General features: G+C 71.8%; 21 protein-coding genes, 1 tRNA gene, 1 pseudogene and 2 riboswitches. Of the genes and pseudogenes, 13 read left to right on the top strand and 10 right to left on the bottom strand.

The features are described 5' to 3' along the window. Positions 1–50: 50 nt before the first annotated feature. Positions 51–126: riboswitch (cobalamin riboswitch) on the bottom strand. 303 nt (positions 127–429) lie between these two features. The 3 genes from cobG to OH809_RS20140 are packed head-to-tail and all read left to right on the top strand — an operon-like array spanning position 430 to position 3,922. Further along, positions 430–1,722, top strand: coding sequence for a precorrin-3B synthase (gene cobG / locus OH809_RS20150; RefSeq protein WP_406421106.1), 1,293 nt, complete (start codon positions 430–432; stop codon positions 1,720–1,722). A gap of 56 nt (positions 1,723–1,778) precedes the next feature. Further along, complete coding sequence (locus OH809_RS20145; RefSeq protein ID WP_266983401.1) at positions 1,779–2,405, top strand: precorrin-8X methylmutase; 627 nt, start codon at positions 1,779–1,781, stop codon at positions 2,403–2,405. A 2-nt stretch (positions 2,406–2,407) separates the two neighbouring features. Then, positions 2,408–3,922, top strand: coding sequence for a precorrin-2 C(20)-methyltransferase (locus OH809_RS20140; RefSeq protein ID WP_406421107.1), 1,515 nt, complete (start codon positions 2,408–2,410; stop codon positions 3,920–3,922). A gap of 41 nt (positions 3,923–3,963) precedes the next feature. Here OH809_RS20140 and OH809_RS20135 read toward each other — a convergent pair whose 3' ends face one another. Continuing rightward, positions 3,964–4,710, bottom strand: coding sequence for a cobalt-precorrin-6A reductase (locus tag OH809_RS20135; RefSeq protein ID WP_406421108.1), 747 nt, complete (start codon positions 4,708–4,710; stop codon positions 3,964–3,966). 15 nt (positions 4,711–4,725) lie between these two features. Here OH809_RS20135 and OH809_RS20130 point away from each other — a divergent pair, with 15 nt between their 5' ends. Beyond that, on the top strand, positions 4,726–5,841 hold the full coding sequence (locus tag OH809_RS20130) for a cobalt-precorrin-5B (C(1))-methyltransferase (RefSeq protein WP_406421109.1): 1,116 nt from the start codon (positions 4,726–4,728) through the stop codon (positions 5,839–5,841). Positions 5,842–5,861: 20 nt separating this feature from the next. On the opposite strand, the gene cobM is transcribed toward OH809_RS20130, so the two are convergent. From cobM to OH809_RS20115, 3 genes are all read right to left on the bottom strand, one after another. After that, positions 5,862–6,611 carry a precorrin-4 C(11)-methyltransferase gene (cobM, locus tag OH809_RS20125; protein WP_366134491.1) on the bottom strand — a complete coding sequence of 250 codons (750 nt, stop codon included), beginning with the start codon at positions 6,609–6,611 and terminating at the stop codon, positions 5,862–5,864. Next, entirely contained in the window at positions 6,608–7,888 is a 1,281-nt protein-coding gene (gene cbiE / locus OH809_RS20120) for a precorrin-6y C5,15-methyltransferase (decarboxylating) subunit CbiE (RefSeq protein ID WP_406421110.1), read from the bottom strand. The genes cobM and cbiE overlap by 4 nt, the downstream gene beginning before the upstream one ends. A gap of 254 nt (positions 7,889–8,142) precedes the next feature. Further along, the gene (locus OH809_RS20115; RefSeq protein ID WP_406421111.1) at positions 8,143–8,550 is read right to left on the bottom strand and encodes an SSI family serine proteinase inhibitor; all 408 of its coding nucleotides are present in this window, start codon (positions 8,548–8,550) and stop codon (positions 8,143–8,145) included. Between the two features lie 257 nt (positions 8,551–8,807). Between OH809_RS20115 and OH809_RS20110 the strand changes: the two genes are divergently transcribed. Then, a complete protein-coding gene (locus OH809_RS20110; protein WP_406421112.1) occupies positions 8,808–9,410 on the top strand; it encodes a DUF5994 family protein in 603 nt (200 codons plus the stop codon). A 45-nt stretch (positions 9,411–9,455) separates the two neighbouring features. Next, positions 9,456–9,959, top strand: a complete 504-nt coding sequence (locus OH809_RS20105) for a DUF5994 family protein (RefSeq protein ID WP_406421113.1) — start codon at positions 9,456–9,458, stop codon at positions 9,957–9,959. Between the two features lie 129 nt (positions 9,960–10,088). On the opposite strand, the gene OH809_RS20100 is transcribed toward OH809_RS20105, so the two are convergent. Both OH809_RS20100 and OH809_RS20095 read right to left on the bottom strand, forming a co-directional pair. Further along, positions 10,089–10,337 (bottom strand): hypothetical protein, encoded by a 249-nt coding sequence (locus OH809_RS20100; RefSeq protein WP_406421114.1) that lies wholly within the window; start codon positions 10,335–10,337, stop codon positions 10,089–10,091. 73 nt (positions 10,338–10,410) lie between these two features. Next, positions 10,411–11,796 carry an FAD-binding oxidoreductase gene (locus OH809_RS20095; protein WP_406421115.1) on the bottom strand — a complete coding sequence of 462 codons (1,386 nt, stop codon included), beginning with the start codon at positions 11,794–11,796 and terminating at the stop codon, positions 10,411–10,413. Positions 11,797–12,334: 538 nt separating this feature from the next. Between OH809_RS20095 and OH809_RS20090 the strand changes: the two genes are divergently transcribed. Then, the gene (locus OH809_RS20090; RefSeq protein WP_406421116.1) at positions 12,335–13,438 is read left to right on the top strand and encodes a sulfite oxidase; all 1,104 of its coding nucleotides are present in this window, start codon (positions 12,335–12,337) and stop codon (positions 13,436–13,438) included. Between the two features lie 74 nt (positions 13,439–13,512). Here OH809_RS20090 and OH809_RS20085 read toward each other — a convergent pair whose 3' ends face one another. After that, a complete protein-coding gene (locus tag OH809_RS20085; protein ID WP_406421117.1) occupies positions 13,513–13,929 on the bottom strand; it encodes an SHOCT domain-containing protein in 417 nt (138 codons plus the stop codon). Positions 13,930–14,124: 195 nt separating this feature from the next. Here OH809_RS20085 and OH809_RS20080 point away from each other — a divergent pair, with 195 nt between their 5' ends. The 6 genes and pseudogenes from OH809_RS20080 to OH809_RS20055 form a co-directional block, all read left to right on the top strand. Then, positions 14,125–14,346, top strand: a complete 222-nt coding sequence (locus tag OH809_RS20080) for a hypothetical protein (protein ID WP_327245217.1) — start codon at positions 14,125–14,127, stop codon at positions 14,344–14,346. 97 nt (positions 14,347–14,443) lie between these two features. Then, positions 14,444–15,646, top strand: a complete 1,203-nt coding sequence (locus OH809_RS20075) for an SPFH domain-containing protein (RefSeq protein WP_406421118.1) — start codon at positions 14,444–14,446, stop codon at positions 15,644–15,646. A 247-nt stretch (positions 15,647–15,893) separates the two neighbouring features. Further along, positions 15,894–15,967, top strand: a tRNA-Met gene (locus tag OH809_RS20070). A gap of 236 nt (positions 15,968–16,203) precedes the next feature. Beyond that, the gene (locus OH809_RS20065; RefSeq protein ID WP_406421119.1) at positions 16,204–17,358 is read left to right on the top strand and encodes a PP2C family protein-serine/threonine phosphatase; all 1,155 of its coding nucleotides are present in this window, start codon (positions 16,204–16,206) and stop codon (positions 17,356–17,358) included. A gap of 260 nt (positions 17,359–17,618) precedes the next feature. Next, positions 17,619–17,771, top strand: a riboswitch (cyclic di-AMP (ydaO/yuaA leader). Between the two features lie 11 nt (positions 17,772–17,782). Beyond that, complete coding sequence (locus OH809_RS20060; protein ID WP_406421120.1) at positions 17,783–18,901, top strand: M23 family metallopeptidase; 1,119 nt, start codon at positions 17,783–17,785, stop codon at positions 18,899–18,901. An 88-nt stretch (positions 18,902–18,989) separates the two neighbouring features. Then, positions 18,990–19,136 (top strand): annotated as a pseudogene (locus OH809_RS20055) (aldo/keto reductase); the annotation flags it as partial. Between the two features lie 7 nt (positions 19,137–19,143). Here OH809_RS20055 and OH809_RS20050 read toward each other — a convergent pair. The 3 genes from OH809_RS20050 to lhgO all read right to left on the bottom strand — a co-directional run bounded on the left by OH809_RS20050 (position 19,144) and on the right by lhgO (position 22,963). After that, entirely contained in the window at positions 19,144–20,706 is a 1,563-nt protein-coding gene (locus tag OH809_RS20050) for a PrsW family glutamic-type intramembrane protease (RefSeq protein WP_406421121.1), read from the bottom strand. Between the two features lie 198 nt (positions 20,707–20,904). Further along, on the bottom strand, positions 20,905–21,714 hold the full coding sequence (gene trmB / locus OH809_RS20045) for a tRNA (guanosine(46)-N7)-methyltransferase TrmB (RefSeq protein ID WP_406421122.1): 810 nt from the start codon (positions 21,712–21,714) through the stop codon (positions 20,905–20,907). Then, positions 21,707–22,963 (bottom strand): L-2-hydroxyglutarate oxidase, encoded by a 1,257-nt coding sequence (lhgO, locus tag OH809_RS20040; protein ID WP_406421123.1) that lies wholly within the window; start codon positions 22,961–22,963, stop codon positions 21,707–21,709. The genes trmB and lhgO overlap by 8 nt, the downstream gene beginning before the upstream one ends. Positions 22,964–22,984: the final 21 nt, after the last annotated feature.

Here is a 22,984-nt window from a genome sequence, read left to right as displayed (position 1 = left end):
GTCGGAATGGGGTCTCCCCTGCTCGAGCGGGGTCGAGAGCTCGGGGAAGGGAGTTCCTGACTCGCCCGGCCGCCCAGGCCGGACTCACAGTGGCGGGACCGCGCCGGACTCGCACCGGGCTTCCTCCCCTATCGCCGTCTCCGGCGATGCCGGGCCGGGTGGCCCGTTGCTAGGCATAGTAAGGGCCTGAGACCGGCCAGCAATTGGGGGGCGGCGTCACGGGGCTGGGGCACGCACCTCGCGGCGTTGTCGTCCATCACCAGGGCTCCTTCCCCAAGCTCTCGGCTTCGCTCGAGCAGGGGAGACCCCATCTGGCTCGATCCTCCGCCTTGCGATTCACGCACCCCAGCGCCGCTCCTTCACCCACCCCCCAATTGCCGGCCGGTCTTACATCGGATGGGATTCATACAGCTCAGAATGATGGTCGGTATGCTCGCCGCCATGTCCACTTCCGACACCCCGCCGTCGGCCCCGGGGGAGCCCGTCTCCCGTGACCGCGGCGATGCCTGCCCGGGGTCGCTGCGGCTCCACCGGGCGGACGACGGGGCGCTGGCGCGGGTCCGGATCCCCGGCGGCGTGCTGACTGCCCGACAGGCGGACGCGCTCCACGGTGCCGCGCGGGAGTTGGGCGACGGTGAGCTGCATCTCACTTCGCGGGGCAATGTCCAGTTGCGCGGCCTCGGCCAGGAGTGCGGCGGACGGCTCGCCGAACTCCTGGGCGGGGCGGGGCTGCTGCCGTCCCGGAGCCATGAGCGGATACGTAATGTCGTGGCCTCCCCGCTCTCCGGGCTCGACGGCCGGGGCCACCGGGATGTCCGGCCGTGGCTGACCGCGCTGGACGCGCTGTTGTGCGGAAGTGACAAAGCGGCCGGGCTGTCCGGCCGCTTTCTCTTCGCGCTGGACGACGGCCGTGGTGACGTCGATGCCCTGGGTGCGGATGTGACGTTGCTGGGGCAGAGCGACGGGAGCGCGCTCCTGCGGATCGGGGCTGCGGAGGCAGTGCTGAGGGTCTCCGGGGACGATGCGCCGCGCGCGGCGCTCATCGCCGCCGAGATGTTTCTGGAGGCGGCGCAGGAGACGGGCGCCTGGCGGGTTAACGAACTGCCCCTTGCCGCCGAAGAGTTGCTGGAGCCGGTGCGGGCGGCGCTGCGGGTGGCCGGTGCTGCGGAGCGCGTACCGCCGGCGACGGCGACGCAGGAGCCCGCGTACGGCGTCGTGGGCACCGCGGCCTGTGTGGGGGCGCCGCTCGGGCGGCTCACCGGTGCGCAGTGGAAGAGCCTGTCCCGCGTGGGCCGCGAGCTGCGGCTGACCCCGTGGCGGAGCGTCGTCGTGACGGGCGTGACGCCCGGCGACGCGGCTGCGCGGCTGTGCGAGTGGGGCGCGGCCGGACTGATCGTCGGGCCCCACTCCGCGTGGACGGGGGTCGGTGCGTGCATCGGCCGGCCCGGCTGTGCGAAGTCCCTGGCAGATGTGCGGGGCGACGCGGAGGCCTTCGTACGGACCGTTGGAGAGCCCGCTGCCGGGCAGCTCCCCGTCCACTGGTCCGGCTGCGAACGCCGCTGCGGTCACCCCAAGGGCGCCTGGGCCGACGTCGTCGCCGTTCCCGGCGGGCACCAGGTGGCCCAGGTCCGCGGCGGCGAACGGGGCGCTCCCGTGACGGTCCACGGCAGCCCGTCCGACCTGGCCACCGCGGTGAACGCCGCCCGCCGCACCCGTACCTGAACCAACGACCCGAGGGCGCTGCAGCCCGCCCACCGACCGGAGAGAGCGAAACCACCGTGTTCCAGTACGAGAAGGACGGACCGGCGATCTACCGCCAGTCCTTCGCCACCATCCGCGCCGAGGCGGATCTCGCGGGGCTGCCCGCCGACGTCAGCCAGGTCGCGGTCCGCATGATCCACGCCTGCGGCATGGTCGACCTCGTACGCGACATCGACTTCACCCCGGGGGTCGTGGCCGGTGCCCGCGCGGCGCTGCGCTCCGGTGCGCCGATCCTGTGCGACGTGGCCATGGTCGCCAGCGGGGTCACCCGCAAGCGGCTGCCCGCCGACAACGAGGTCATCTGCACCCTGTCGGACCCCACGGTCCCCGATCTCGCCAGAAAGCTCGGCACGACCCGCAGCGCCGCCGCGATGGAGCTGTGGCGGGACCGCATGGAGGGGGCGGTGGTGGCCGTGGGCAACGCACCGACTGCCCTGTTCCGGCTGCTTGAGATGATCGAGGAAGGCGCTCCGCGCCCGGCCGCCGTCATCGGTGTGCCCGTCGGCTTCGTCGGAGCCGCCGAGTCCAAGGACGCCCTCGCCGACCACCCGTCCGGTCTGGAACACCTGGTCGTACGGGGCCGTCGCGGCGGCAGCGCCATAGCCGCGGCCGCGCTCAACGCGATCGCCAGCGAGGAAGAGTAAGAGTGAGCGAGCAGAACACGGGCCGGCTGTACGGGGTGGGGCTCGGTCCCGGCGATCCGGCACTGATGACCGTACGCGCCGTGCAGACCATCGCCGAGGCCGATGTCATCGCCTATCACAGCGCCCGTCACGGACGGTCCATCGCGCGCTCCATCGCCGCCGAGCACATCCGCGCGGACCACATCGAGGAGAAGCTGGTCTATCCGGTCACGACGGAGACCACCGACCACCCGGGCGGCTACCGGGGTGCGATGGAGGAGTTCTACGGCGAGGCCGCGGCCCGGCTGGCGGTGCACCTGGACGCCGGGCGGACGGTGGCGGTGCTCGCCGAGGGCGACCCGATGTTCTACGGCTCGTACATGCACATGCACAAGCGGCTCGCCGACCGGTACCCCACCGAGGTGATCCCCGGGGTCACGTCGGTCAGCGCCGCCGCCGCGCGGCTCGGCACCCCGCTCGCCGAGGGCGAGGAGGTGCTGACGATCCTGCCCGGCACGCTGCCGGAGGAGGAGCTGACGGCCCGCCTGGCCGCCACCGACGCCGCCGTGGTGATGAAGCTGGGGCGCACGTTCCCCGCCGTGCGGCGCGCCTTCGAGGCCTCCGGGCGGCTGGACGAGGCGTACTACGTGGAGCGCGCCACGATGGCCGGGGAGCGCACCGGCGATCTCGCGGACACCGACCCGGACTCCGTTCCGTACTTCGCTGTTGCGGTGCTGCCCAGCCGGATCGACGCGCCCCGGCCGGAGGCGGCCGAGGACGCGGAGCGCGTGGGTGAGGTCGTGGTCGTCGGGACCGGTCCCGCCGGTCCGCTGTGGCTGACCCCGGAGTCCCGCGGGGCGCTGGCCGTCGCCGACGACCTCGTCGGCTACACCACGTACCTGGACCGCGTCCCGGTCCGCCCGGGACAGGCGCGCCACGGCTCCGACAACAAGGTGGAGTCGGAGCGTGCCGAGTTCGCCCTCGACCTGGCCCGGCGCGGACGCCGCGTGGCCGTGGTCTCGGGCGGCGACCCGGGGATCTTCGCCATGGCGACCGCCGTGCTGGAGGTCGCCTCGCAGGACGCGTACGCGAAGGTGCCCGTGCGGGTGCTGCCCGGGGTGACCGCGGCCAACGCCGCCGCCGCCCGCGCGGGCGCGCCGCTCGGCCACGACTACGCCACGATCTCGCTCTCCGACCGGCTCAAGCCGTGGGAGGTGATCGCCACCCGGCTGCGCGCGGCCGCGGTGGCGGACCTGGTGCTGGCGCTGTACAACCCGGGTTCGCGCACCCGCACCGAGCAGGTCGGCAAGGCCCGTGACCTGCTGCTGGAGCACCGTTCGCCGGATACGCCGGTGGTGGTGGGCCGGGATGTGGGCGGGCCCTCGGAGAGCGTACGCATCGTCACCCTGGCGGAGCTGGAACCGGCCGAGGTCGACATGCGGACGATCCTGCTGGTCGGTTCCTCGCAGACGCGGTCGGTGCGGCGGGGGGACGGTCAGCAGATCGTGTGGACGCCGCGGCGGTACCCGGAGGCCTGACGGCCTCCCCCGCGGTAGGGAGTGGCCTGAGGTCCGGCCTCTCAGCCGTGCAGGCCGGACAGCCAGTCCACGGCGAGTTCCGGCGTGGGGACCACGGGGACGCCGTCCGGGACCGGCGGCCGGCGGACCACCACCACCGGAACACCGGCCTCCCGGGCCGCGGTCAGTTTCGGGGCGGTGGCGTCACCCCCGCTGTCCTTGGTGACGAGGACGTCGATGCGGTGACGGCGGATCAGTTCGCGCTCCCCGTCGACGGTGAACGGCCCCCGGTCCAGCAGGACCTCCATCCGCGCCGGGCGCGGTCCGTCGGGGGCGTCCACCGACCGCATCAGGAACCACTGCGAGTCGAGACCGGCGAAGGCGGCGAGCCCCATCCGGCCCGTGGTCAGGAAGACCCGCTGCCCGAGCCCGGGCAGCGCCTGCGCCGCCTCGGCCAGGGAGCCGACCGGGTGCCAGCGGTCGCCGTCCGTGGGCACCCAGCCGGGGCGGCGCAGAGCGAGCAGGGGAACATGGGCGGCGGCGGCGGCCGACGCCGCATGGAAGCTGATCGTCCCGGCGAAAGGATGGGTGGCGTCGATGAGCGCGTCGACCCGGTGCGTACGCAGCCACGCGGCGAGCCCCTCGGCTCCGCCGAACCCGCCCACCCGCACCTCGCCGGGCGGCAGCTTCGGACTGGCCACCCGGCCGGCCAGCGAACTGGTGACCCGGGCCCCGGACGGGAGCGCCCCGGCCAGGTGCTCGGCGAGACGGCGGGCCTCCGTGGTGCCACCGAGGACGAGTACGTGCATGGGATCGGTCCAGACATGAGTGAGGCGAAGGGCGGGCGCAGCGCCCAACTCAAACACACCGGTCTGCGGCCGGGCTGGACGACCGGTGCCTGTGCGACCGCGGCCACGACCGCCGCGTACACCGCCCTGCTGACCGGCGACTTCCCCGACCCGGTGACCATCGTCCTGCCCAAGGGCCAGAGCCCGGCGTTCGCGCTGGCGGTGGAGGAACTCGCCGGGGGCCGGGCGACGGTCGGCGTGGTCAAGGACGCGGGAGACGACCCGGACGTGACGCACGGTGCGCTGGTACGGGCCACGGTGCGCCGACTGCCGCCGGGTTCGGGTGTGGTGTTCCGGGCCGGTCCGGGTGTGGGCACCGTGACCCGCCCCGGTCTGCCGCTCGACGTCGGCGAGCCCGCGATCAACCCGATGCCGCGGCAGATGATGCGCGACCACGTCGCGCGTGTGGCGGCGGACCACGGGGACACGGGCGACGTCGAGATCACCGTGTCCGTCGATCACGGCGAGGAGATCGCCCGTTCCACGTGGAATCCGCGCCTCGGCATCCTGGGCGGCCTGTCGATCCTCGGCACGACCGGGATCGTCGTCCCCTACTCCTGCTCGGCGTGGATCGACTCGATCCGCCGGGGCGTGGACGTGGCTCGCGCCGCGGGGCACACGCATGTGGCGGGGTGCACGGGGTCGACCTCGGAGAAGACCGTCGTCGCCGAGTACGGCCTGCCGGAGATCGCCCTGCTCGACATGGGCGACTTCGCGGGGGCGGTGCTCAAGTACGTACGCAGGCATCCGGTGGACCGGCTGACGGTCTGCGGCGGGTTCGCGAAGCTGTCGAAGCTCGCGGCGGGCCATCTGGATCTGCACTCCGCCCGCTCCCAGGTCGACAAGGGGTTCCTCGCCGAACTCGCCCGGCAGGGCGGCGCGGACGCGTCGCTGACCGCCGAGGTGGCGGACGCCAACACGGGTCTGGCCGCCCTTCAGTTGTGCGCGGCGGCCGGGGTCCCGCTGGGCGACCTGGTCGCGGTGGCCGCCCGCGACCAGGCGCTGTCGGTGCTGCGCGGGGCGCCGGTGGCTGTGGACGTCATCTGCATCGACCGGGCGGGCACGGTCGTCGGCCGCAGCGACGTGCGCTGACGCGGGCGGCGCCGCCCGCGTCAGCAGACGTGCCGGTCGCGCTCGGCCGAGTACAGGTGGCTGTCGCGGAACTGCTCGGCGCCCAGCGTGCGGCCGACCATGATGACGGCGGTACGGATCACCCCCGCGGCCTTCACCTGCCCGGCGATGTCACTCAGCGAACCGCGCAGGATCAGCTCGTCCGGGCGGGACGCCATGGCCACCACGGCGGCCGGGCAGTCGGCCCCGTAGTGCGGCAGCAGCTCCTCGACGACCCGGTCGACGTACCGGGCGGCCAGGTGCAGCACGATCAGCGCACCGCTGCGGCCGAGCGTGGCCAGGTCCTCGCCGTCCGGCATGGCGGTGGCGCGGTGGGCGATCCGGGTGAGAATGACGGTCTGGCCGACGGTCGGCACGGTCAGCTCCCGCTTGAGGGCTGCGGCAGCGGCCGCGAACGCCGGTACACCGGGCACCACTTCGTACGGCACACCTGCCGCGTCGAGCCGCCGCATCTGCTCGGCGACCGCGCTGAAGACGGACGGGTCGCCGGAGTGCAGCCGGGCCACGTCCTGCCCGTTCTCGTGGGCGCGCACCAACTCGTCGGTGATTTCGTCGAGGTTGAGCTGCGCCGTGTCGACGAGGCGGGCGTCCGGCGGGCATTCGGCGAGGAGTTCGCGGGGGACCAGGCTGCCCGCGTACAGACAGACCTGACAGGCGGCGAGCGTCCGGGCACCGCGGACCGTGATCAGGTCGGCGGCGCCGGGGCCGGCGCCGATGAAGTACACGGTCATCTGTTCTCTCCTGACGAGGACGGTATCGAGGGGGTGCCGACGGGCTTGCGCACGGACCACTGGGTGACCGGCATGGCCTGGCGCCAGCCGGTGAAGCCGCCGACCGGCACGGCGTGCGCCACCGCGAGCCGCACCAGCTCGCCGCCGTGGCGCCGGTACCGCTCGGCGAGCAGCGCCTCGGACTCCAGCGTGACGGTGTTGGCGACCAGCCGTCCGCCGGGGGGCAGTGCGTCCCAGCAGGCGTCGAGCAGCCCCGGCACGGTCAGCCCGCCGCCGATGAAGACGGCGTCCGGCACCGGCAGTCCGGCCAGTGCTTCCGGTGCCCGGCCGGTGACCACGCGCAGCGCGGGGACGCCGAGCCGGTCCGCGTTACGGGTGATGCGTCCGGCCCGCACCGGGTCGCGTTCGACGGTGACGGCACGGCAGGACGGGTGGGTGCGCATCCACTCGACGGCGATCGACCCGGAACCGCCGCCGATGTCCCACAGCAGCTCGCCGGGCGCCGGGGCCAGTGCCCCGAGCGTGGCGGCGCGGACATGCCGCTTGGTGAGCTGACCGTCGTGCTCGTACGCGTCGTCCGGCAGCCCGGGTACGGCGCCGAGCCGCAGCGCGTCCGGGTCCCGACGGCACTCGACCGCGATGACGTTGAGCGGATCGCCCGCCGGATGCGCCCACCCGTCGGCCGTACCCGTGACGCAGTCCTCGGCCTCGCCGCCGAGCTGTTCCAGCACCCGCATCGGGCTGGGTCCGAAGCCGCGTTCGCGCAGTAGCGCGGCCACGTCGGCGGGGGTTTTGGCGCCTGCGCTCAGCACCAGCAGGCGCCGGCCCTCGTGCAGGGCGGCGGCCAGGCGGGCGGCGGGCCTGCCCACCAGCGTGACGACCTCGGTGTCCTCCAGCGGCCAGCCGAGCCGGGCACAGGCGTAGGAGACGGAGGACGGATGCGGCAGGACGCGGAGGTTCCCGGCGCCCAACTCCTCGCAGAGGGCGCGCCCGATGCCGTAGAACATCGGGTCGCCACTGGCGAGTACGGCGATGCGGAGCCCCTGGTGCGCGGCCAGCAGACCGGGTACGGCGGGCCGGAGCGGCGAGGGCCAGGGCTCCCGCTGTCCTGCGCACTGCGGCGGCAGCAGCTCCAACTGCCGTGCACCGCCGATCAGCACCTCGGCGCGGAGCAGTGCCGTGCGTGAGGTCCCGGGCAGTCCCTCCCACCCGTCGGCACCGATCCCGACGACGGTGGGCGCAGGGGGCGGGGGTATTGCGGGCTCTGCGGGGATCACGGCCGGTACCTCGGTGTTCGGGGGGTTTGACGCAGCCGAAACTCTACTGTTCGCGCCGACCGCCGAGATCGTTCCGGGCGGGTGAGCATCGCCATACGTACGTCGGAACGCCTCGGGGCGGCCGACGCTTCTCCCTGGGCCGGCTGTCATGCACTCGCGCGTCGCGGATCGGATGGCTGTGGTGGCCCGCTGACCGCGGAAAGCCCCCTGCCCGGTCCGCGCGCCGGGCAGGGGCGTTGGGGGTCGGCGCCGGGTCAGAAGTCGAAGACGGGCCCCGCGGTCGCCTCCATGACGCAGGCGTTCGGGTAGGTGCGCTGCCAGTCCACCGTGGCGCCGTTGTACGTCCCCTGCGCGGTGACCGTGACGGGGTCGTGGATCAGCAGGCACGGGTGCGGGTTGCCGGGCAGTTCGTCGAGGTCGCCCCCGGCCTCGTTCAGGGCGGCGCAGGCCTCCGCCGCCTTCGGGTGGTGACTTGGGGAGGTGGGCGGACACTGGAGGCCGATGCCGCGGATCCAGGTGTTCTCGCTGCCGGAGACGGTCAGGAAGAGGCTGCTCTCCCGGGCGTCGGCGTGCGCCGCGGGAGCCAGGAGCAGGGGTGTGGCCAGGGCGGCTGCGGCCAGCGAGGCCGCGGCCAGACACCGGGCGACGGAAGAGATGATCATGGTCTGAGTAACGAACAGCCGGTCGCGAGGACACGAGCGGCGTCCTTTCCGGGCGGGGTGAGTGGAGGCTTCCGGCATGCCGTTCGATCCGTTGGGGACAGCTCATGTCCGCAGGGCCGCCGCACTCCGCCGGGTGCCGCGCCGGAGTAGCCTGGACCTACCGAGGACCTTCCGTACATGAGTTTCCGAGCCTGTGTCGTTCTCGGCGATTCACCACACCGGGCCGGTGTACACCGGCCCGGGGCAGGGTCCGCGCAATGACTGCGACCATTGTGTACAAGCCCGCGGTCGACGACCGGACCTTTTCTTCGTCCTCGTTGCCGCCGCGCCTCTCGCTGGCCCCGGCCGGCACCGCTCCCGCTCTGCTGGACGGTGCGTGGTGGCCGCGTTCCCGCGATCTGACGGCGGAACTTCCCGCGCTGACAGCGGTGCTCGACCCGCTGTGGGGGCGGATCACCCGTGTGACGGTGAACCCCACCGTCTGGCCCGTGATCCCACGGAAGGTGCCCGTCCAGGGGCATGTGGTCCACGTCGGCTGGTTCAAGCCCGAACAGGACCCGAACACGTTGCTGCTCCTCTCCTACACCATCGGCCGCTGGGACCTGCTGGTGATCCCGCCGCAGACGGCCCCGGGTACCGCCGCCTGGCTGCTGACCGCAGCCGCTGATCCGGCGCGGAGCCTCACCGCGAGCGGGCTGATGCGGGAGGCCGAACTCTTCCGGGCCGCGGCCGAGGCCGACTGGGACCTCGTCCGGGAGACGGTCTGGGACTCCGAAGGCGGCCACAGCGCCCGTCCGGCCTCGCGACGCCTTGTCGGAGCAGCCGTCGCCCGGGCGCCGGGCCCGACGGAAGGGATGTGAGGGCATGGTTTTCATCGACGTGCGCGTGCGGAGGAGTGGCTCGCCATGACGTCGGAAGCGCACGCCCATACCCGTACCGATGACGCGGCGCCGCTCCTGCTCCTCTCGGACACGAGCAGCCAGCCGATCGTTCCCGGGATCGCGGTGCTGCGGATGGAGACGACCTCCAACCGTGAGGGGACCTTCGACGGTGCGTGGTGGCCGCGTTCCCGCGACATAGCGTCCCAGCTGCCCTGCCTGATCGACGCCTTGGTCGCCCGGCTGGGACCCGTCGCGCGGGTCGGTCTGGACGCGAGCGCCTGGGACGATGGGCCGGGCCACCTGGTGATCGGTGGCCGGACCGTCCGTATCGACTGGTCCGCCGTCGACGACAGCACGATGATCGTCACGCGTGGCCATCAGGACCACTTCTCGTTCCTGGTGATCCCGCCACAGGCCACCGAGGCCGCTGCGCGCGCAGCGATGGCCTTGGCCGTGCAGGACGGCAACAGCGCGTCCGCGGAGCAGATCCTCATGGGCACGGGCATCGTTCCCGCTCCACCGAGCTGATGCGCACATGGAAGCGGCTCCGATGGTCTCGCCACCGGAGCCGGCCCTTCCAGGGCGCAACACGTGAGAGTGCGCGTCCCGCTATTTACGATACACCCATAATCCGGTCTTAATCGGGTCATTTTCGGTCTACTCCGCATTGCCGTGCCACTGCCCCTCGACACGGAACCAGAGCCCCGGCGCATAGATCGCATGGATGACCGGGGCTTCCCCCTTCGCCACCTGCAGGATTCTCAAAATTCCGCTCGGGAGCACGTCGTACTCGTAGACCATCTCGGAGTCGCCCTCAGTGATGTCCGCGTAGGAGATGTCCGCCACGCCCCCCTCCGCGTATTCCTTGGGGGGACGATTCTCCACCAACTTGATGAAAACACCCATGCTTTGACGGTAGGACCGCCGAAGCCGCCGCGCTCGCCGGGCGGCACCCGACGGCCGAGGAACCGGAGGGCGGTCAGTGTCGGCCGGCCGGCTTGATGTTCTGGTTGGTGTGGAAGAAATTGTCGGGGTCGTACGCCTGCTTGACGGCCGCGAGCCGGTCGTAGTGGTCGCCGTAGGTGGCCCGTACCCGGTCCTGGGACTCGTCCGCGCCCATGAAGTTCACGTACGTCCCGCCCATCGACTGCGGATGCAGTTCCTCCCAGTAGTCCACGCACCACTGCCGGATCGTCCCGGCGTTGTCCGGGTCGGGGTCGATGCCCGCGACGACGCCGGACCAGACGGCGTCCCGGTACGCCCAGGCAGTGTCGTCCGGGCCGGTCCGGTGAGCGGCCCCGTCGACCGGGTACAGGTGCGTCGTCGACAGGTCCGTGGGGAGGTTCTCGGCGTACTTGGCGTGGACGGCGATGGCATCGTCCGTGATCCGGTCGAAGAAGTTGCCCCGCCAGTACCACTGCAGTCCGCTCGGGAGCAGTGCGTCGAACATGGTCTGGAGCGCCGGATAGGGCATCGGCGAGGTGAAGCGGAAGGCGGGCGGGCCCGGTTCGTCCACGGCCTTCAGGGCGGCTTCGAGGAGCTCGGGGGCGCCGGTGCAGCACCAGACGACGCCGCACATCCTCTGGCCGTGGATCTCCTCCGGGAACGGCGGACCGGGCGGCACGGTGAGCGCCGCGAAGAAGCCGTTCAGGTCCTCGGGGGCCTGCGGCAGGAAGTCCCGGTACCACTCCAGGACTTCGCGGATCCGGTCGACCGGCCACACGGTGATCGCGACCCCCACGGTGTCCACCGGGTGCAGCTGGAGGTCGAACGAGGTGACGATGCCGAAGTTCCCGCCGCCGCCGCGCAGCGCCCAGAAGAGGTCGGCGTTCTCGGTCTCGTTCGCCGTGACGTGGCTGCCGTCGGCCAGGACGACGTCCGCCGTGAGGAGGTTGTCCACGGTCAGGCCGTACCTGCGGGTGAGATAGCCGTGGCCGCCGCCGAGGGTGAGGCCGACGACTCCCGTCGTCGACAGGATTCCGGAGGGCGTGGCCAGGCCGAACGCGTGGGCGGCGTGGTCCAGATCGCCGAGCAGGGTGCCGCCGCCGACCCGGGCGGTCCGGGCGGCGGGATCGATGTGCGCCCAGCGCATCGGTGACAGGTCGAGAGTGATGCCGTCGTCCACCAGGCACAGTCCGGCTCCGCTGTGTCCGCCGCCCCGCACGGCGAGTTCGAGACCTTTGCCGCGGACGAAGTCCACCGCGGCCATGACGTCCCCCGCGTCCGCGCACCGCACCACGGCCGCCGGGCGCCGGTCGATCATGGCGTTGTAGATCGTGCGGGCCTCGCGGTACTCCGAGTCCTGCGGGCCGATGACCGGACCGCGCAACGCGGCCCTCATCGCTTCGAGCGTGGCGGAGTCCATGGCCGTCTCCTAGCCGCGGGTGCAGCCCGCTGTCCTCTCCACGCTCCCGCCGGTCGGAGGGCCATGCAATCGGCAGGCGCGGCGCAAAGAGCGGGATGCGGTGTCCGGCAGGTGAGGAGCGGTGGTCGGGATGCCCGGACGGGAGCACCATGAATCCATGGACCGACCGTTCCTGAGCAGTGAGCAGGAGTGAGTCCTGCGCGCTGGCACGCCCGGAACGGTCTTGGGCGCACTGGTCGTCCGCTTTCGCAACCGGGCGGCGACACGGATCCTGTCCGTGGTCCGAGCCGGAAGGACGGAGTCCCTCACGACCTGGCCATATGGACGCGGCCAGAGGCGACGGGGAGGCCCTGAACCATCTCGCTGGTGGAGCAGGGGCCCCGCACGCTGGCACCGCACCCGGCGTCCCAGATCGCGCTGATCACATTACTCCGATCAGCCCAGACCACCACAAACCCACGAGCCGACCATCACACGATCGAGTTAAACCGTTCTCGTGCGCCACTCACCGGCAAGCAGTTACCGACCCCTTGGTGATGTGAGCCCGCCAGGGCGCCTCGCCGAGCCCGGCGAGGGCATCAGCCCGGAGGAACTCGCGCTCGCCGCCCGCAACCACGGTCTGCCGTTGGAGGCGCTGCGCTACGACATCACCCCGCCCGGACTGCACTACGTGCTGGTCCACTACGACATCCCCGAGATCCCGGACGGCTCCGCGCAGCTCACCGTGCACGGCAGGGTCCGGACGCCGCTGGCGCTGAACCTGGCGGCGCTGCGGTCGTTCCCGGCCGTCACGCTGCGCGTCACGATGGAGTGCGCGGGCAACGGCCGGGCCCGGCTCGTGCCGCGGCCGGTGAGCCAGCCGTGGCTGGTCGAGGCGGTCGGTACGGCGGAGTGGACCGGGGTGCCGCTGCGGCTGCTGCTCGCCGAGGCCGGGGTGGAACCGGACGCCGTCGAGGCGGTGTTCTGCGGGGCCGACCACGGTGTCGAGCGGGGCGTCGAGCAGGACTACCGGCGGAGCCTGCCGGTGGACGTGGCCACCGGCGACACACCGGAAGTGCTGGTGGCGTACGCGATGAACGGTGGTCCGCTGCCGCCGCAGCACGGCCATCCGCTGCGGCTGGTGGTGCCCGGCTGGTACGGCATGGCGCACGTGAAATGGCTTCGGGAGATCCGGCTCACCGAGACCCCGTTCACCGGCTTCCAGCAGACGACCGCCTACCGCTACCGGCAGGAGCCCGACGATTTGGGTGAACCCGTCACCCGGATCGCCCCGCGGGCGCTCATGATTCCGCCCGGGTTCCCGGACTTCATGTCCCGGACCCGTTTCGTACGCCCCGGCCGGGTGCTGCTCCGGGGCCGCGCCTGGTCGGGGGAGCCGCCGGTCACCCGGGTCGAGGTGAGCACGGACGACGGCCGCTCCTGGTACGACGCCGAGCTCGCCCCGCCGGACGGGGGCGGCAGGCACCCCTGGGCCTGGCAACGGTGGCAGGCGCTGTGGAAGGCGGTGCCCGGCACCCATGTCCTCAGCGCCCGTGCCACCGATGCCGGAGGCCGGGTCCAGCCCCTCACCCAGCCGTGGAACCGCGGCGGCTTCGGTAACAACCTGGTCCAGCGGATCGCCGTCCACTGCGGGCCGGGGTGAGCTCAGACGAGGAGTCCGGGGTGAGCTCAGACGAGGAGTCCGGGGTGAGCTCAGACGAGGAGTCCGGGGTGAGCTCAGACGAGGAGTTTCGTCTTCGCCCGCTGGAACTCCTCGTCCGTGATCGCGCCACGGTCCTTCAGCTCGGCAAGTTTCGCCAGGTCCTCGACGCTGCCGCCGCTGGGTTTCGCCGGGCCGGTCGTGTCACCGGTGGCGGCGGCTTCCCGTACGTACGCCTTGAAGGCGGCTTCCCGCTCCCTGGCTTCCTGGATGTCGCGCTTCCCCATGGATTTACCGCGTGCGATCACGTAGATCAGGACGCCGAGGTACGGCACGACCAGGGCCAGGATCAGCCAGCCCGCCTTGCCCCAGCCGCCGAGGTCGTCGCTGCGGAAGATGTCCGTGATGACCTTGAAGAGGAGGAAGAGCCACATGATCCAGAGGAAGAACCAGAGCATGGTCCAGAAGAGATTGAGCAGGGGGTAGTTGTCCACGATCCGCTCCCTGGTCGTCGCGTCGTTCGACTCGCCGCTTCGTCTCGGCGACACAGCCCTGAACGGCTGAATCGTAAATCAGTCATATCACTAGATTTCAGCCCTCGCTCGCTGTCGTGCGGACCGTTCTTCAGGGGCCGTTCCCGCGGAGGTGGCGCGGAGTACCGTGGAATGACCGAGGGAGGCGTGTGGCGTATGAGCGCCGCAGATGGGTCCGCCTGGAGCCCGATCGGGGCGGTCGGCCGCGTCACCGTGCCGATCCCGCCGAACGGCCCCGGCGAAGTACTGGTGGCCGTACGGGGTGGGTCGGAGGCCTACACCGCATGGTCGGCGACGTCGATCGACAGGGACGCACGCGTCGTTGTCGTCGACTCGGTCTCGGCACGGGGCGTGATCGTCGAACGCCTGCCGTCCTGAACCGGCAACCGACGCCGGGGAGCGACGTCGGGGAAGGCGATGTACGGCACCGCACCGGGACATCACGTCGAGAAAGGCGTACGGCAGGAGTCCGCTCATGTTGTTCTGGCACGTTCCCGCCCCCAACGAGGCGATGCTCATCTCCGGATCGAAATCGAAACGGCAGACCCAGGACACCCAGTTCCGGATCGTCACCGGTCACGGCAGCTTCGTCGTACCGGTGAAGCAGAAGGCGCGCATGCTCTCCCTCGCGCTGCGCGAGGCGGAGATCACCGAGGACTGCGTCACCCAGCAGGGCATCCGCCTCAACGTCCGCGCCGTCGCCGTCTTCAAGGTCGGTGACGACGCCGTCTCCATCGCCAACGCCGCCCGTCGCTTCCTGTCCGAACAGGACCAGATGGAGGAACTCGCAGGCCGGATCTTCGCCGGACACCTGCGTTCCATCGTCGGCGGGCTGACCGTCGAGCAGATCATCCGGGAGCGGAACCGGGTCTCCCAGGAGGTCATCGCGGGCAGCCACAGCGAGATGGAGAAACTCGGCATCGTCGTGGACGCCCTCCAGATCCAGGAGATCGAGGACTCCACCGGCTACATCAACAACCTCGCCGCCCCGCACGCGGCCGCCGTCGCCAGCCAGGCCCGGATCGCCCAGGCCAGAGCGGACCAGGAGGCGTCCGAGCGGGAGCAGCAGGCCGCGGCGCTCAAGGCCGAGTACGAACGGGACACCGCGATCAAGCGGGCCGGTTTCCTCGCCGAGACCGAGCAGTACAACGCCCGCGCCGCTCAGGCCGGACCGCTCGCCCAGGCCAGGGCCTCGCACGAGGTCGTCGAGGAGCAGACCGCGCTGGCCGAGCGGCAGGCGGCGCTGGCGGCGCAACGGCTGGAGGCGGAGGTCAGGCGTCCGGCGGACGCCGAGGCGTACCGGCAGCGCACGCTCGCCGAGGCCGCCCGCGACCAGGCGAAGTTCCAGGCCGACGGCAGTGCGTACGCCGAACGGGCCGTCGCCCAGGCGCAGGCCGACGCCAACACCGCGCGTGCCGCCTCGCTCCGGGACGGGAATCAGGAGCTGATCGCGGCCAACCGCATCGTGGAGAACCTGCCGGCCCTGGCCGACGCGGCCGCCCGCGGGATGTCGGGGGCCGACCTCACCGTGCTCAACGGCACCAACGGTGTCAACGAGATGGCGGCGGGCGTGGTCAGTCAGGGGCTGGCGATCCTCCACGCAATCCAGCGCGGTGCGAACACGGCGAAGCCGGCGGTCGACGCGAAGCGGGCCCCGCACATCACCGACTCGAACTGAGACCGACCGGCAATTGGGGGGTGCGTGCCCCAGCCCCGTGACGCCGCCCCCCAATTGCCGGTCGGTCTGAGCCGGGCTACTTCTCCGCCCCGGAGGGTGCGGCAGATACCTTGCGACAGAAGGCACTTCGTCGGCAGCTGCTTCTCGAATTCGGTGCCTTGGAGCAGTGGATGGGAGCGGATGGGCGCAGGCGGATCAGTAAATGGTCAACCGTCCGTCCCGGATGGCGTAGAGTTGTGTTTACCGACGCGGGGTGGAGCAGCTCGGTAGCTCGCTGGGCTCATAACCCAGAGGTCGCAGGTTCAAATCCTGTCCCCGCTACTGAAGATTCAGGCCCGGCATGCATAGAGCGTGCCGGGCCTGATTCGTGTTTTCGTGTTTCCGTCCCCCCTTCGGCCGATGCGGAGTCGCCGCGCGGCGCCGCTCCGGCAAGCCTGGGGGAGTGGGGTGCGGCACCGTCCGCAGCCAGGCGCGTACCGGGCAGGAGACCGCGGGGCGTATCGGGCAGGAGACCGCAGGAACCGCTGCGCGTACCGGGCAGGAGACCACAGGTGGGGATGGCGGAGAAGCTGCGCGGGGCGCGGGGCGGGGGCGGCAGACCTTCCCGGCGGTTCGTCGGCGCGCTGCCGGCGCTGCTGATCGCCGTCGGGCTCGTGTTCGACATCCTCACCCCGCCACCGTTCACCGCCGTGCCGCTGTTCGTGGCGGCCCCGCTGGCCGCCGCACCGTTCTTCTCACGGGCGGGCACCGTCCGTATCGGCGTCGCCTCGCTGCTCTCGATCCTCGTCCTGCGGAGCCAGAGCGGCGCGCTGCTGCAGGTCGTGCCGTCCCTCGAGGTCCTCACCGTGTTCACCGCCTCGGCCCTCGCCCTCTTCATCAACGGAGTCGTACGGCGTGGCAGTGAGCAGCTGGCTTCGGCGCGGGTCATCGCGGAGACCGCCATGCGGGCCGTGCTGCCGAAGCCGAACGACTGGATCGGCGGGCTGCACGTTGCCGCGCGGTACGAGGCGGCGCAGGCGGACGAGTTCGTCGGCGGCGACCTGTTCGCCGTGGTGGACACCCCGCACGGCGTGCGGCTGGTGGTCGGGGACGTGCGGGGCAAGGGGCTCGACGCGGTCGAGGCGGTGGCGGTGATCATCGGCGCGTTCCGGGAGGTCGCCGAGCACGAGGCTTCGCTGGAGGGCGTGGCGCAGCGGCTGGAGCGGGCGCTGGCGCGGGAGGGGGAGCGGCGCGGCGGGATCGATCCGGTCGAGGGGTTCGTCACCGCCGTACTCGCCGAGATCCCGCACGGTGCGGCCGAGGTGCGGATCGTCAACCGCGGCCACCCCGAGCCGCTGCTGCTCCACCCCGACGGGGGGGTGGAGGTGCTGGTGCCGAGCGTGCCCGCGCTGCCGCTCGGCATGGGTCTGGGGGTGTGGCCGGACCTGGCCGACGTCTGGAGTCTGGCCGCCGGGGCCACGCTGCTCGTCTACACCGACGGTCTTTCCGAGGCGCGCGACAGGCGTGGGGTGTTCTACGACCCGGCGGCCCGGCTGCGCGGGCGGATCTTCCCCGGGCCCGAGGAGCTGCTGTCCGCGCTGACCGATGACGTACGGCTGCACACGGGCGGCAAGTCCACCGACGACCTGGCGCTGGTCGCGGTCGTACGGCCCGCGGAGGGGCAGCCGGAGCGGCGCAGGACCGTGAAGATCGTGGGCCGCCGGCAGGAATGAGGCGCGGCGGCGGTGAGCACACGAGGACGATGCCACCGTGTGTAATCGAAGAGTGCCGCTCTGCATAACGTTTGACGCAACGTCAGAAAGACAGTAGTGACTGAGTCCGGGTCAACTCGCCCGATTCCACCCGGTTGTGTCCCGTAAAGTCCAGGCCAAGACCGTGAACGATCAGAGGGAACAGCTTGGAATCAGGCCCGTGTGTCTATTAACGTTCGATAACGCAGCGCGGTCGTCCCAGCCGTCGTCAGTGGCGGCACCGTGCGCGAGCGCCGAATTCCGCAAGGGAACCGGGGAACCACCTACATGGGGTGAATCGGACATCTGTGTCTCGTGAGAGGCAGAGGGATCCGTAGGAGACCTTCCTGCTCCGAACCCGTCAGCTAACCCGGTAGGCGAGAAGGAAGGAAAGGAGTGCGCCCCCGTGGCGTCCAACAAACCTGCCCCCGAAGCCCCTTCCCGGTTCGGCTCCGACTTCACCACTGAGTACGGATCCGGGACGGACACCGAGTTCGCCACCGGGTTCACCACCGAGTCCGGGACCGAGGGCTTCGGAGAGACCGACCGGGCCCGGGAGGAATGGAACCCCACCGAGGAGTCCGTCCGCCCCGTACGTGGCAGGCACCGCGTCGCCAAGCAGCGCAATGGGCTCGCCCGTAGTTCCACGGTTCTCGGCGTCGGTGTCATCGCGGCCGTCGGCGCGGGCGGTATGGCCACCGCGCAGAGCAAGCCGCCGGTCTCCATCTCCCTTCCCGATTCCATCGCCGACAAGCTCCCCGACGCCAACTCCCTCCCCGGCGTGGGCGCGCTGCTCTCCGAGGAGTCCGCCACCGACCAGGCCCAGGCCAAGACCGCCGCCGCCCCGCTGACCAGCGCGGGCATCACCACCGCCGAGGCCGAACAGGGCGCCACCGACGCCGGCGAGGCCCTCCGCGCCCGCATCCTCCAGCAGGCCGAGCAGCAGCAGAACGCCGCCGACGCGGAGGCCAAGGCGGCCGAGGAGAAGGCCGCCGCGGAGAAGGCGGCAGCCGAGGCGAAGCAGAAGCAGGACATCGCGGCGGCCAAGGCCGAGGCCGAGAAGAAGAAGGCGGAGGAAGCGGCGAAGGCCAAGGCCGAGGCCGAACGGCTCGCCAAACTGGCCGCCAGCTACGCCATCCCCACTTCCTCGTACACGATCACCTCGACCTTCGGCCAAGCCGGTTCGATGTGGTCCTCCGGCCACCACACCGGTCTCGACTTCGCGGCGCCGACCGGCACCCCGATCAAGGCCATCCACACCGGCACCATCAAGTCGGCGGGCTGGTCCGGCTCCTACGGCTACCGCACGGTCCTGGAGCTCGAGGACGGCACGGAGCTGTGGTTCTGTCACCAGTCGTCGATCGACGTCAGCGCCGGCCAGAAGGTCACCACCGGTGAGACCATCGGCCGCGTCGGCGCCACCGGAAATGTGACGGGTCCCCACCTCCACCTGGAGGTCCACACCCCGAGCGGCACGGGCATCGACCCGATGACCTGGCTGCGCGACAAGGGCCTCACGGTCTGACCCGATGAACGCGGGCCGCGGCCCGCCACCGATCCCCGGCAGTCCTGACGCTCACCCCCCGACGTCAGGGCTGCCGGTCCGTTTGGCCGTCGCCCTGGCCCGGCTCGCCGCCCGTCCGACCGTAGCCGCCCCGATCGCCTCGGCCCGCACGGTCGAGCAGCTGCCCGCACTGGTGGCCGTCGCCGGCCTCCGGCTGACCGAGCAGGAGCCGGCGGAACTCACCGAGGCGTCCGCCCGACCCGTCACCAGGGATGCCGGGGCGGCCGGTTCCCGTAGATCTGCTGTCCGTGGGGCGGCTGGTGATACGGCTGCCCAGGGGGCGACAGGTACGGGTTGTGACCGCCGTACGGCTGGTACCGCCGCGGAACCGGCGCCGGGGCCATGGAGTGCGGGCGCAAACGGCCCGTCGCCTGTGCCGCGTACGCCAGGGCGGGGGCGGCCACCTCCCGGCGCTGCCAGAGATGGTGCAGCAGTTCCAGTTCACGTGCGGTGAAGTCCGGTTCCGCCGCCCCGCGGCCTGCCTGGCGGCGCAGGAACGCCAGGGACGTGGCGAACGACTCGTACTCGGCGACCGCCCGCGCCGCAGCCTTGCCGCGCGCCCTGGCCTGCGCCTTGGCGTGGCTCCGTATCTGCGACGCGATCCGGCTGTGAGCGCCGTGGGCGGGGCCGTAGGCAGGGGCGTACCCGTAACCCGGGGCTCCGTACCCCGCTTGCGCGTGCTGCCGGCGCGCCACGTCCCGGGCCAGGCCTCGGGCCCGCATCGAGGAGAGCGCGAGCGGCTCGGCCGGGGTCAGCCAGCCGGCGGCCGCGTACGCGGGCAGCTCGGTCGCCAGGGTGCGCAGCTCCCGCTGGCGCGACCAGATCGCCAGCCAGGTGACCAGTCCGAAGACCGGGACCATGAACACCCCGTACACGACATAGAAGCCGTACGGACCGAACGTCCCCGAGCCGTTCCACAGGGCGTGCGTGCCCATGGCGAGGATCAGTCCGAGCAGCGGCAGCGCGATGCGGCGGATGCGGTGGCGGCGTGCGCTGAGCGCCGCGAAGCCGAAGCCCAGGCCGGTCAGCACGGTGAAGAGGGGATGCGCGAACGGCGTCATCACCCCTCGTACGAAGAAGGTCGCGGCCGTCACCGACGCCAGGCCCGAGTTGCCGATCTGCTGGTCCTCGCCGAACGCGTTGCCCAGGTAGAGGATGTTCTCGGTGAAGGCGAAGCCCGTCGCGGTGAAGCCGGCGACGACGACGCCGGCGACGACACCGCCGAAGTCCCGTCGCCGGAACAGGAAGATCAGCAGGACGGCCGCCGCCTTCGCGCTCTCCTCGACGACCGGCGCTATGACCGTGGCCCCGAGGGTGTCCGCGCTCGCCGGGTCCGCGGTGGCCGTCGCGATCCAGCGGGTCGCGAACGAATTCGCGATGATCGCGACCAGGGCGGCGGCGCATGCACCCCAGGCGAAGGCGAACAGCAGATTCCGCCAGGGTCCGGGTTCGACCCGGTCCAGCCAGCGGAACGCCGTCATCAGGAGCGGGACGGGCAGCACGGCCAGACCCAGCCCGACCAGGAACCCTTCGGTGCCGGTCTGGGCGCGGACCAGGGCCAGGATCACCAGCCCGCACAGCGCGAGCACCGTGAAGACAGCAGCGATACGGAACGTCTTGCTCCGCCAGACCATGCCGACGCGGCGCGGACGGTAGCGCCACTGGCCCCGCTCCGGCACGGCCGCCAGGATCTCGCCGACCCGCTGCTCCTCGAGGAGCGGGACGGCCGGCTGCGACTGTTGCTGCTGGACAGACCCGTCGGACACCCCATGACCCTAACCAGGGGGACTGACAGCTGACCATGGGGCGGCGAGGTGCGCGTACCGACCCATCAGGAAATCTGCAAGCTCGGAGGCTGTCGGGCTACCTTCGATCGGGAAGCGCGCGTGCCAGGGCACGACTGCCCGATCAGAGGTGGCCCGACAGCCTCTCAGCCACGGGTGAGGACCCACGCGGTGGAAAGGTCAGCTGCGGAGGAAGAGCAGGTCGTGCACGACATGGCCCTTGTCCAGGCCCTGCCCCTCGAACCGGGTCAGCGGACGGAACGCGGGCCGCGGTGCGTAGCCGCCGTCCGCCGCCGTGTTCTCGAAGAGGGGGTGCGCGGTGAGCACCTCGAGCATCTGCTCGGCGTACGGCTCCCAGTCGGTCGCGCAGTGGAGCACGGCGCCCGGCTTCAGCCGCTGCGCCGCCAGGTCGAGGAACTCCGGCTGGATCAGCCGCCGCTTGTGGTGGCGCTTCTTGGGCCACGGGTCGGGGAAATACACCCGCAGCCCGTCGAGTGCGTCCGGCGGCAGCATCTCGCGCAGCAGGATGATCGCGTCACCGTTGGCCACCCGGATGTTGGACAGTCCGTTCCGGTCCGCGAGACCGAGCAGGTTGCCCTGGCCGGGGGTGTGCACATCGACGGCGAGTATGCCGGTGCCCGGGTCGTCGGCCGCCATCTGCACGGTGGCCTCGCCCATCCCGAAGCCGATCTCGAGCACGACCGGAAGCCCGTCGAACAGCTCGGGCAGGTCGAGGACCGACTGCCCGTCGATGTCCAGGCCCCACTGGGGCCAGAGCCGCTGCAGCGCGTCCTCCTGGCCGGGCGTGACACGGCTGCGGCGCGGCTGGAAGCTGCGGATCCGGCGCTCGTGGTGTGACCCGGCCGGGTCGGCGGCGGGTCCGCCGGGGAAGCGCGGCTCCTGACGCAGCCTGCGCTGCCGCTCGAAGGCTGCGGCGCGCAGATCGTGGGCCTCGTCGGTCTCGGGGGCGGGGTTCAAGGACTCAGACACAATGCCCCGATTCTACGGCGGGCGGCTTCCACCCCGTTCCCTGTGCCCGGAGCAGCGCCCTGCGTGCCACCTCCCGCCCGATGGGCAGCGAGGCCGTCGCGGCGGGCGACGGGGCGTTCAGCACGTGCACGGTGTGCGGGGCCTCGCGGATCAGGAAGTCGTCCACCAGCGTGCCGTCGCGCATTACCGCCTGGGCCCTGACACCGGACGGGGCGGGGCGCAGGTCGTCCTCCGTGACCTCGGGCAGCAGCCGTCGGACGGCCGCGGTGAATGCGCTCCTCGACAGCGAACGGTGCACCTCGCCCGCCCCGTACCGCCAGTGTCTGCGTGCGATCTGCCAGGAGCCCGGCCAGGTCAGCGTGTCCGCGAGCTCACGCGGGCGTACGACCGGCCAGCCGTACCCCTCGCGGGCCAGCGCGGGCACCGCGTTCGGCCCGACGTGGACGCCGCCGTCATGGCCCCGGGTCAGGTGCACCCCGAGGAACGGGAATGCCGGATCCGGCACCGGGTAGACCAGCCCGCGCACCAGCTCCGGCCTGGCCAGCTCGTAGTACTCACCGCGGAAGGGCACGATCCGCATGCCCGGCTCGTCGCCCGCGAGCCGTGCCACCCGGTCGCAGTGCAGCCCCGCGCAGTTGACCAGGACCCGGGCCCGCACGACGCGGCCGTCCGCCGTCCGCACCGCCACACCCCACGGGCGGCGGTCGATCGCCGTGACCTCCGCCCCGAACCTGATCAGCCCGCCCGCGCCGCGCACCTCGGCCGCGAAGCGCTCGGCAACCGCCTTGAAGTCGCACACACCGGTCGTCCCGACCCGGATCGCCGCGAGCCCGCGCACCTGCGGCTCGTACTCCGCGATCCCCGCGGGCCCCAGCTCCCGCACCGGCAGCCCGTGCTCCCGGCCGCGCTGCACCAGGGCGTGCAGCCGGGGGAGCTCGGACCGCTCGGTCGCGACGATCAGCTTGCCGGTCACCGCGTGCGGAATGCCGTGCTCCGCGCAGAAGCCGACCATCTCGGCGGCGCCGCGCACCGCATAGCGGGCCTTCAGCGAACCGGGGCGGTAGTAGATGCCACTGTGGATCACCCCGCTGTTGCGCCCCGTCTGGTGGCGCGCCGGGCCCCACTCCTTCTCCAGTACCGTCACCCGCGTGCCCGGAGCGGTCCGCGTGAGGGCATACGCCGTCGACAGGCCGACGATCCCGCCGCCGATCACCAGCACATCGCAGTCGTACGCCGCGTGAGTCATCATCACGCCACCTCCCTCCCCGAT

It is taken from the genome of Streptomyces sp. NBC_00873, assembly GCF_045207415.1.
Classification (GTDB): domain Bacteria; phylum Actinomycetota; class Actinomycetes; order Streptomycetales; family Streptomycetaceae; genus Streptomyces.
The sequence above is the reverse complement of the archived record's forward strand: the minus strand, read 5'-3'. Positions and strand labels throughout refer to the sequence as shown.

Bases quoted from the DNA above. Each gene is read 5' to 3' on its own strand.
- cobG (WP_406421106.1), top strand. From the start codon at position 430: ATGCTCGCCGCCATGTCCACTTCCGACACCCCGCCGTCGGCCCCGGGG.
- OH809_RS20135 (WP_406421108.1), bottom strand. From the start codon at position 4,710: ATGCACGTACTCGTCCTCGGTGGCACCACGGAGGCCCGCCGTCTCGCC.
- OH809_RS20130 (WP_406421109.1), top strand. From the start codon at position 4,726: ATGAGTGAGGCGAAGGGCGGGCGCAGCGCCCAACTCAAACACACCGGT.
- cobM (WP_366134491.1), bottom strand. From the start codon at position 6,611: ATGACCGTGTACTTCATCGGCGCCGGCCCCGGCGCCGCCGACCTGATC.
- OH809_RS20115 (WP_406421111.1), bottom strand. From the start codon at position 8,550: ATGATCATCTCTTCCGTCGCCCGGTGTCTGGCCGCGGCCTCGCTGGCC.
- OH809_RS20110 (WP_406421112.1), top strand. From the start codon at position 8,808: ATGACTGCGACCATTGTGTACAAGCCCGCGGTCGACGACCGGACCTTT.
- OH809_RS20105 (WP_406421113.1), top strand. From the start codon at position 9,456: ATGACGTCGGAAGCGCACGCCCATACCCGTACCGATGACGCGGCGCCG.
- OH809_RS20100 (WP_406421114.1), bottom strand. From the start codon at position 10,337: ATGGGTGTTTTCATCAAGTTGGTGGAGAATCGTCCCCCCAAGGAATAC.
- OH809_RS20095 (WP_406421115.1), bottom strand. From the start codon at position 11,796: ATGGACTCCGCCACGCTCGAAGCGATGAGGGCCGCGTTGCGCGGTCCG.
- OH809_RS20080 (WP_327245217.1), top strand. From the start codon at position 14,125: ATGAGCGCCGCAGATGGGTCCGCCTGGAGCCCGATCGGGGCGGTCGGC.
- OH809_RS20075 (WP_406421118.1), top strand. From the start codon at position 14,444: ATGTTGTTCTGGCACGTTCCCGCCCCCAACGAGGCGATGCTCATCTCC.
- OH809_RS20065 (WP_406421119.1), top strand. From the start codon at position 16,204: ATGGCGGAGAAGCTGCGCGGGGCGCGGGGCGGGGGCGGCAGACCTTCC.
- lhgO (WP_406421123.1), bottom strand. From the start codon at position 22,963: ATGATGACTCACGCGGCGTACGACTGCGATGTGCTGGTGATCGGCGGC.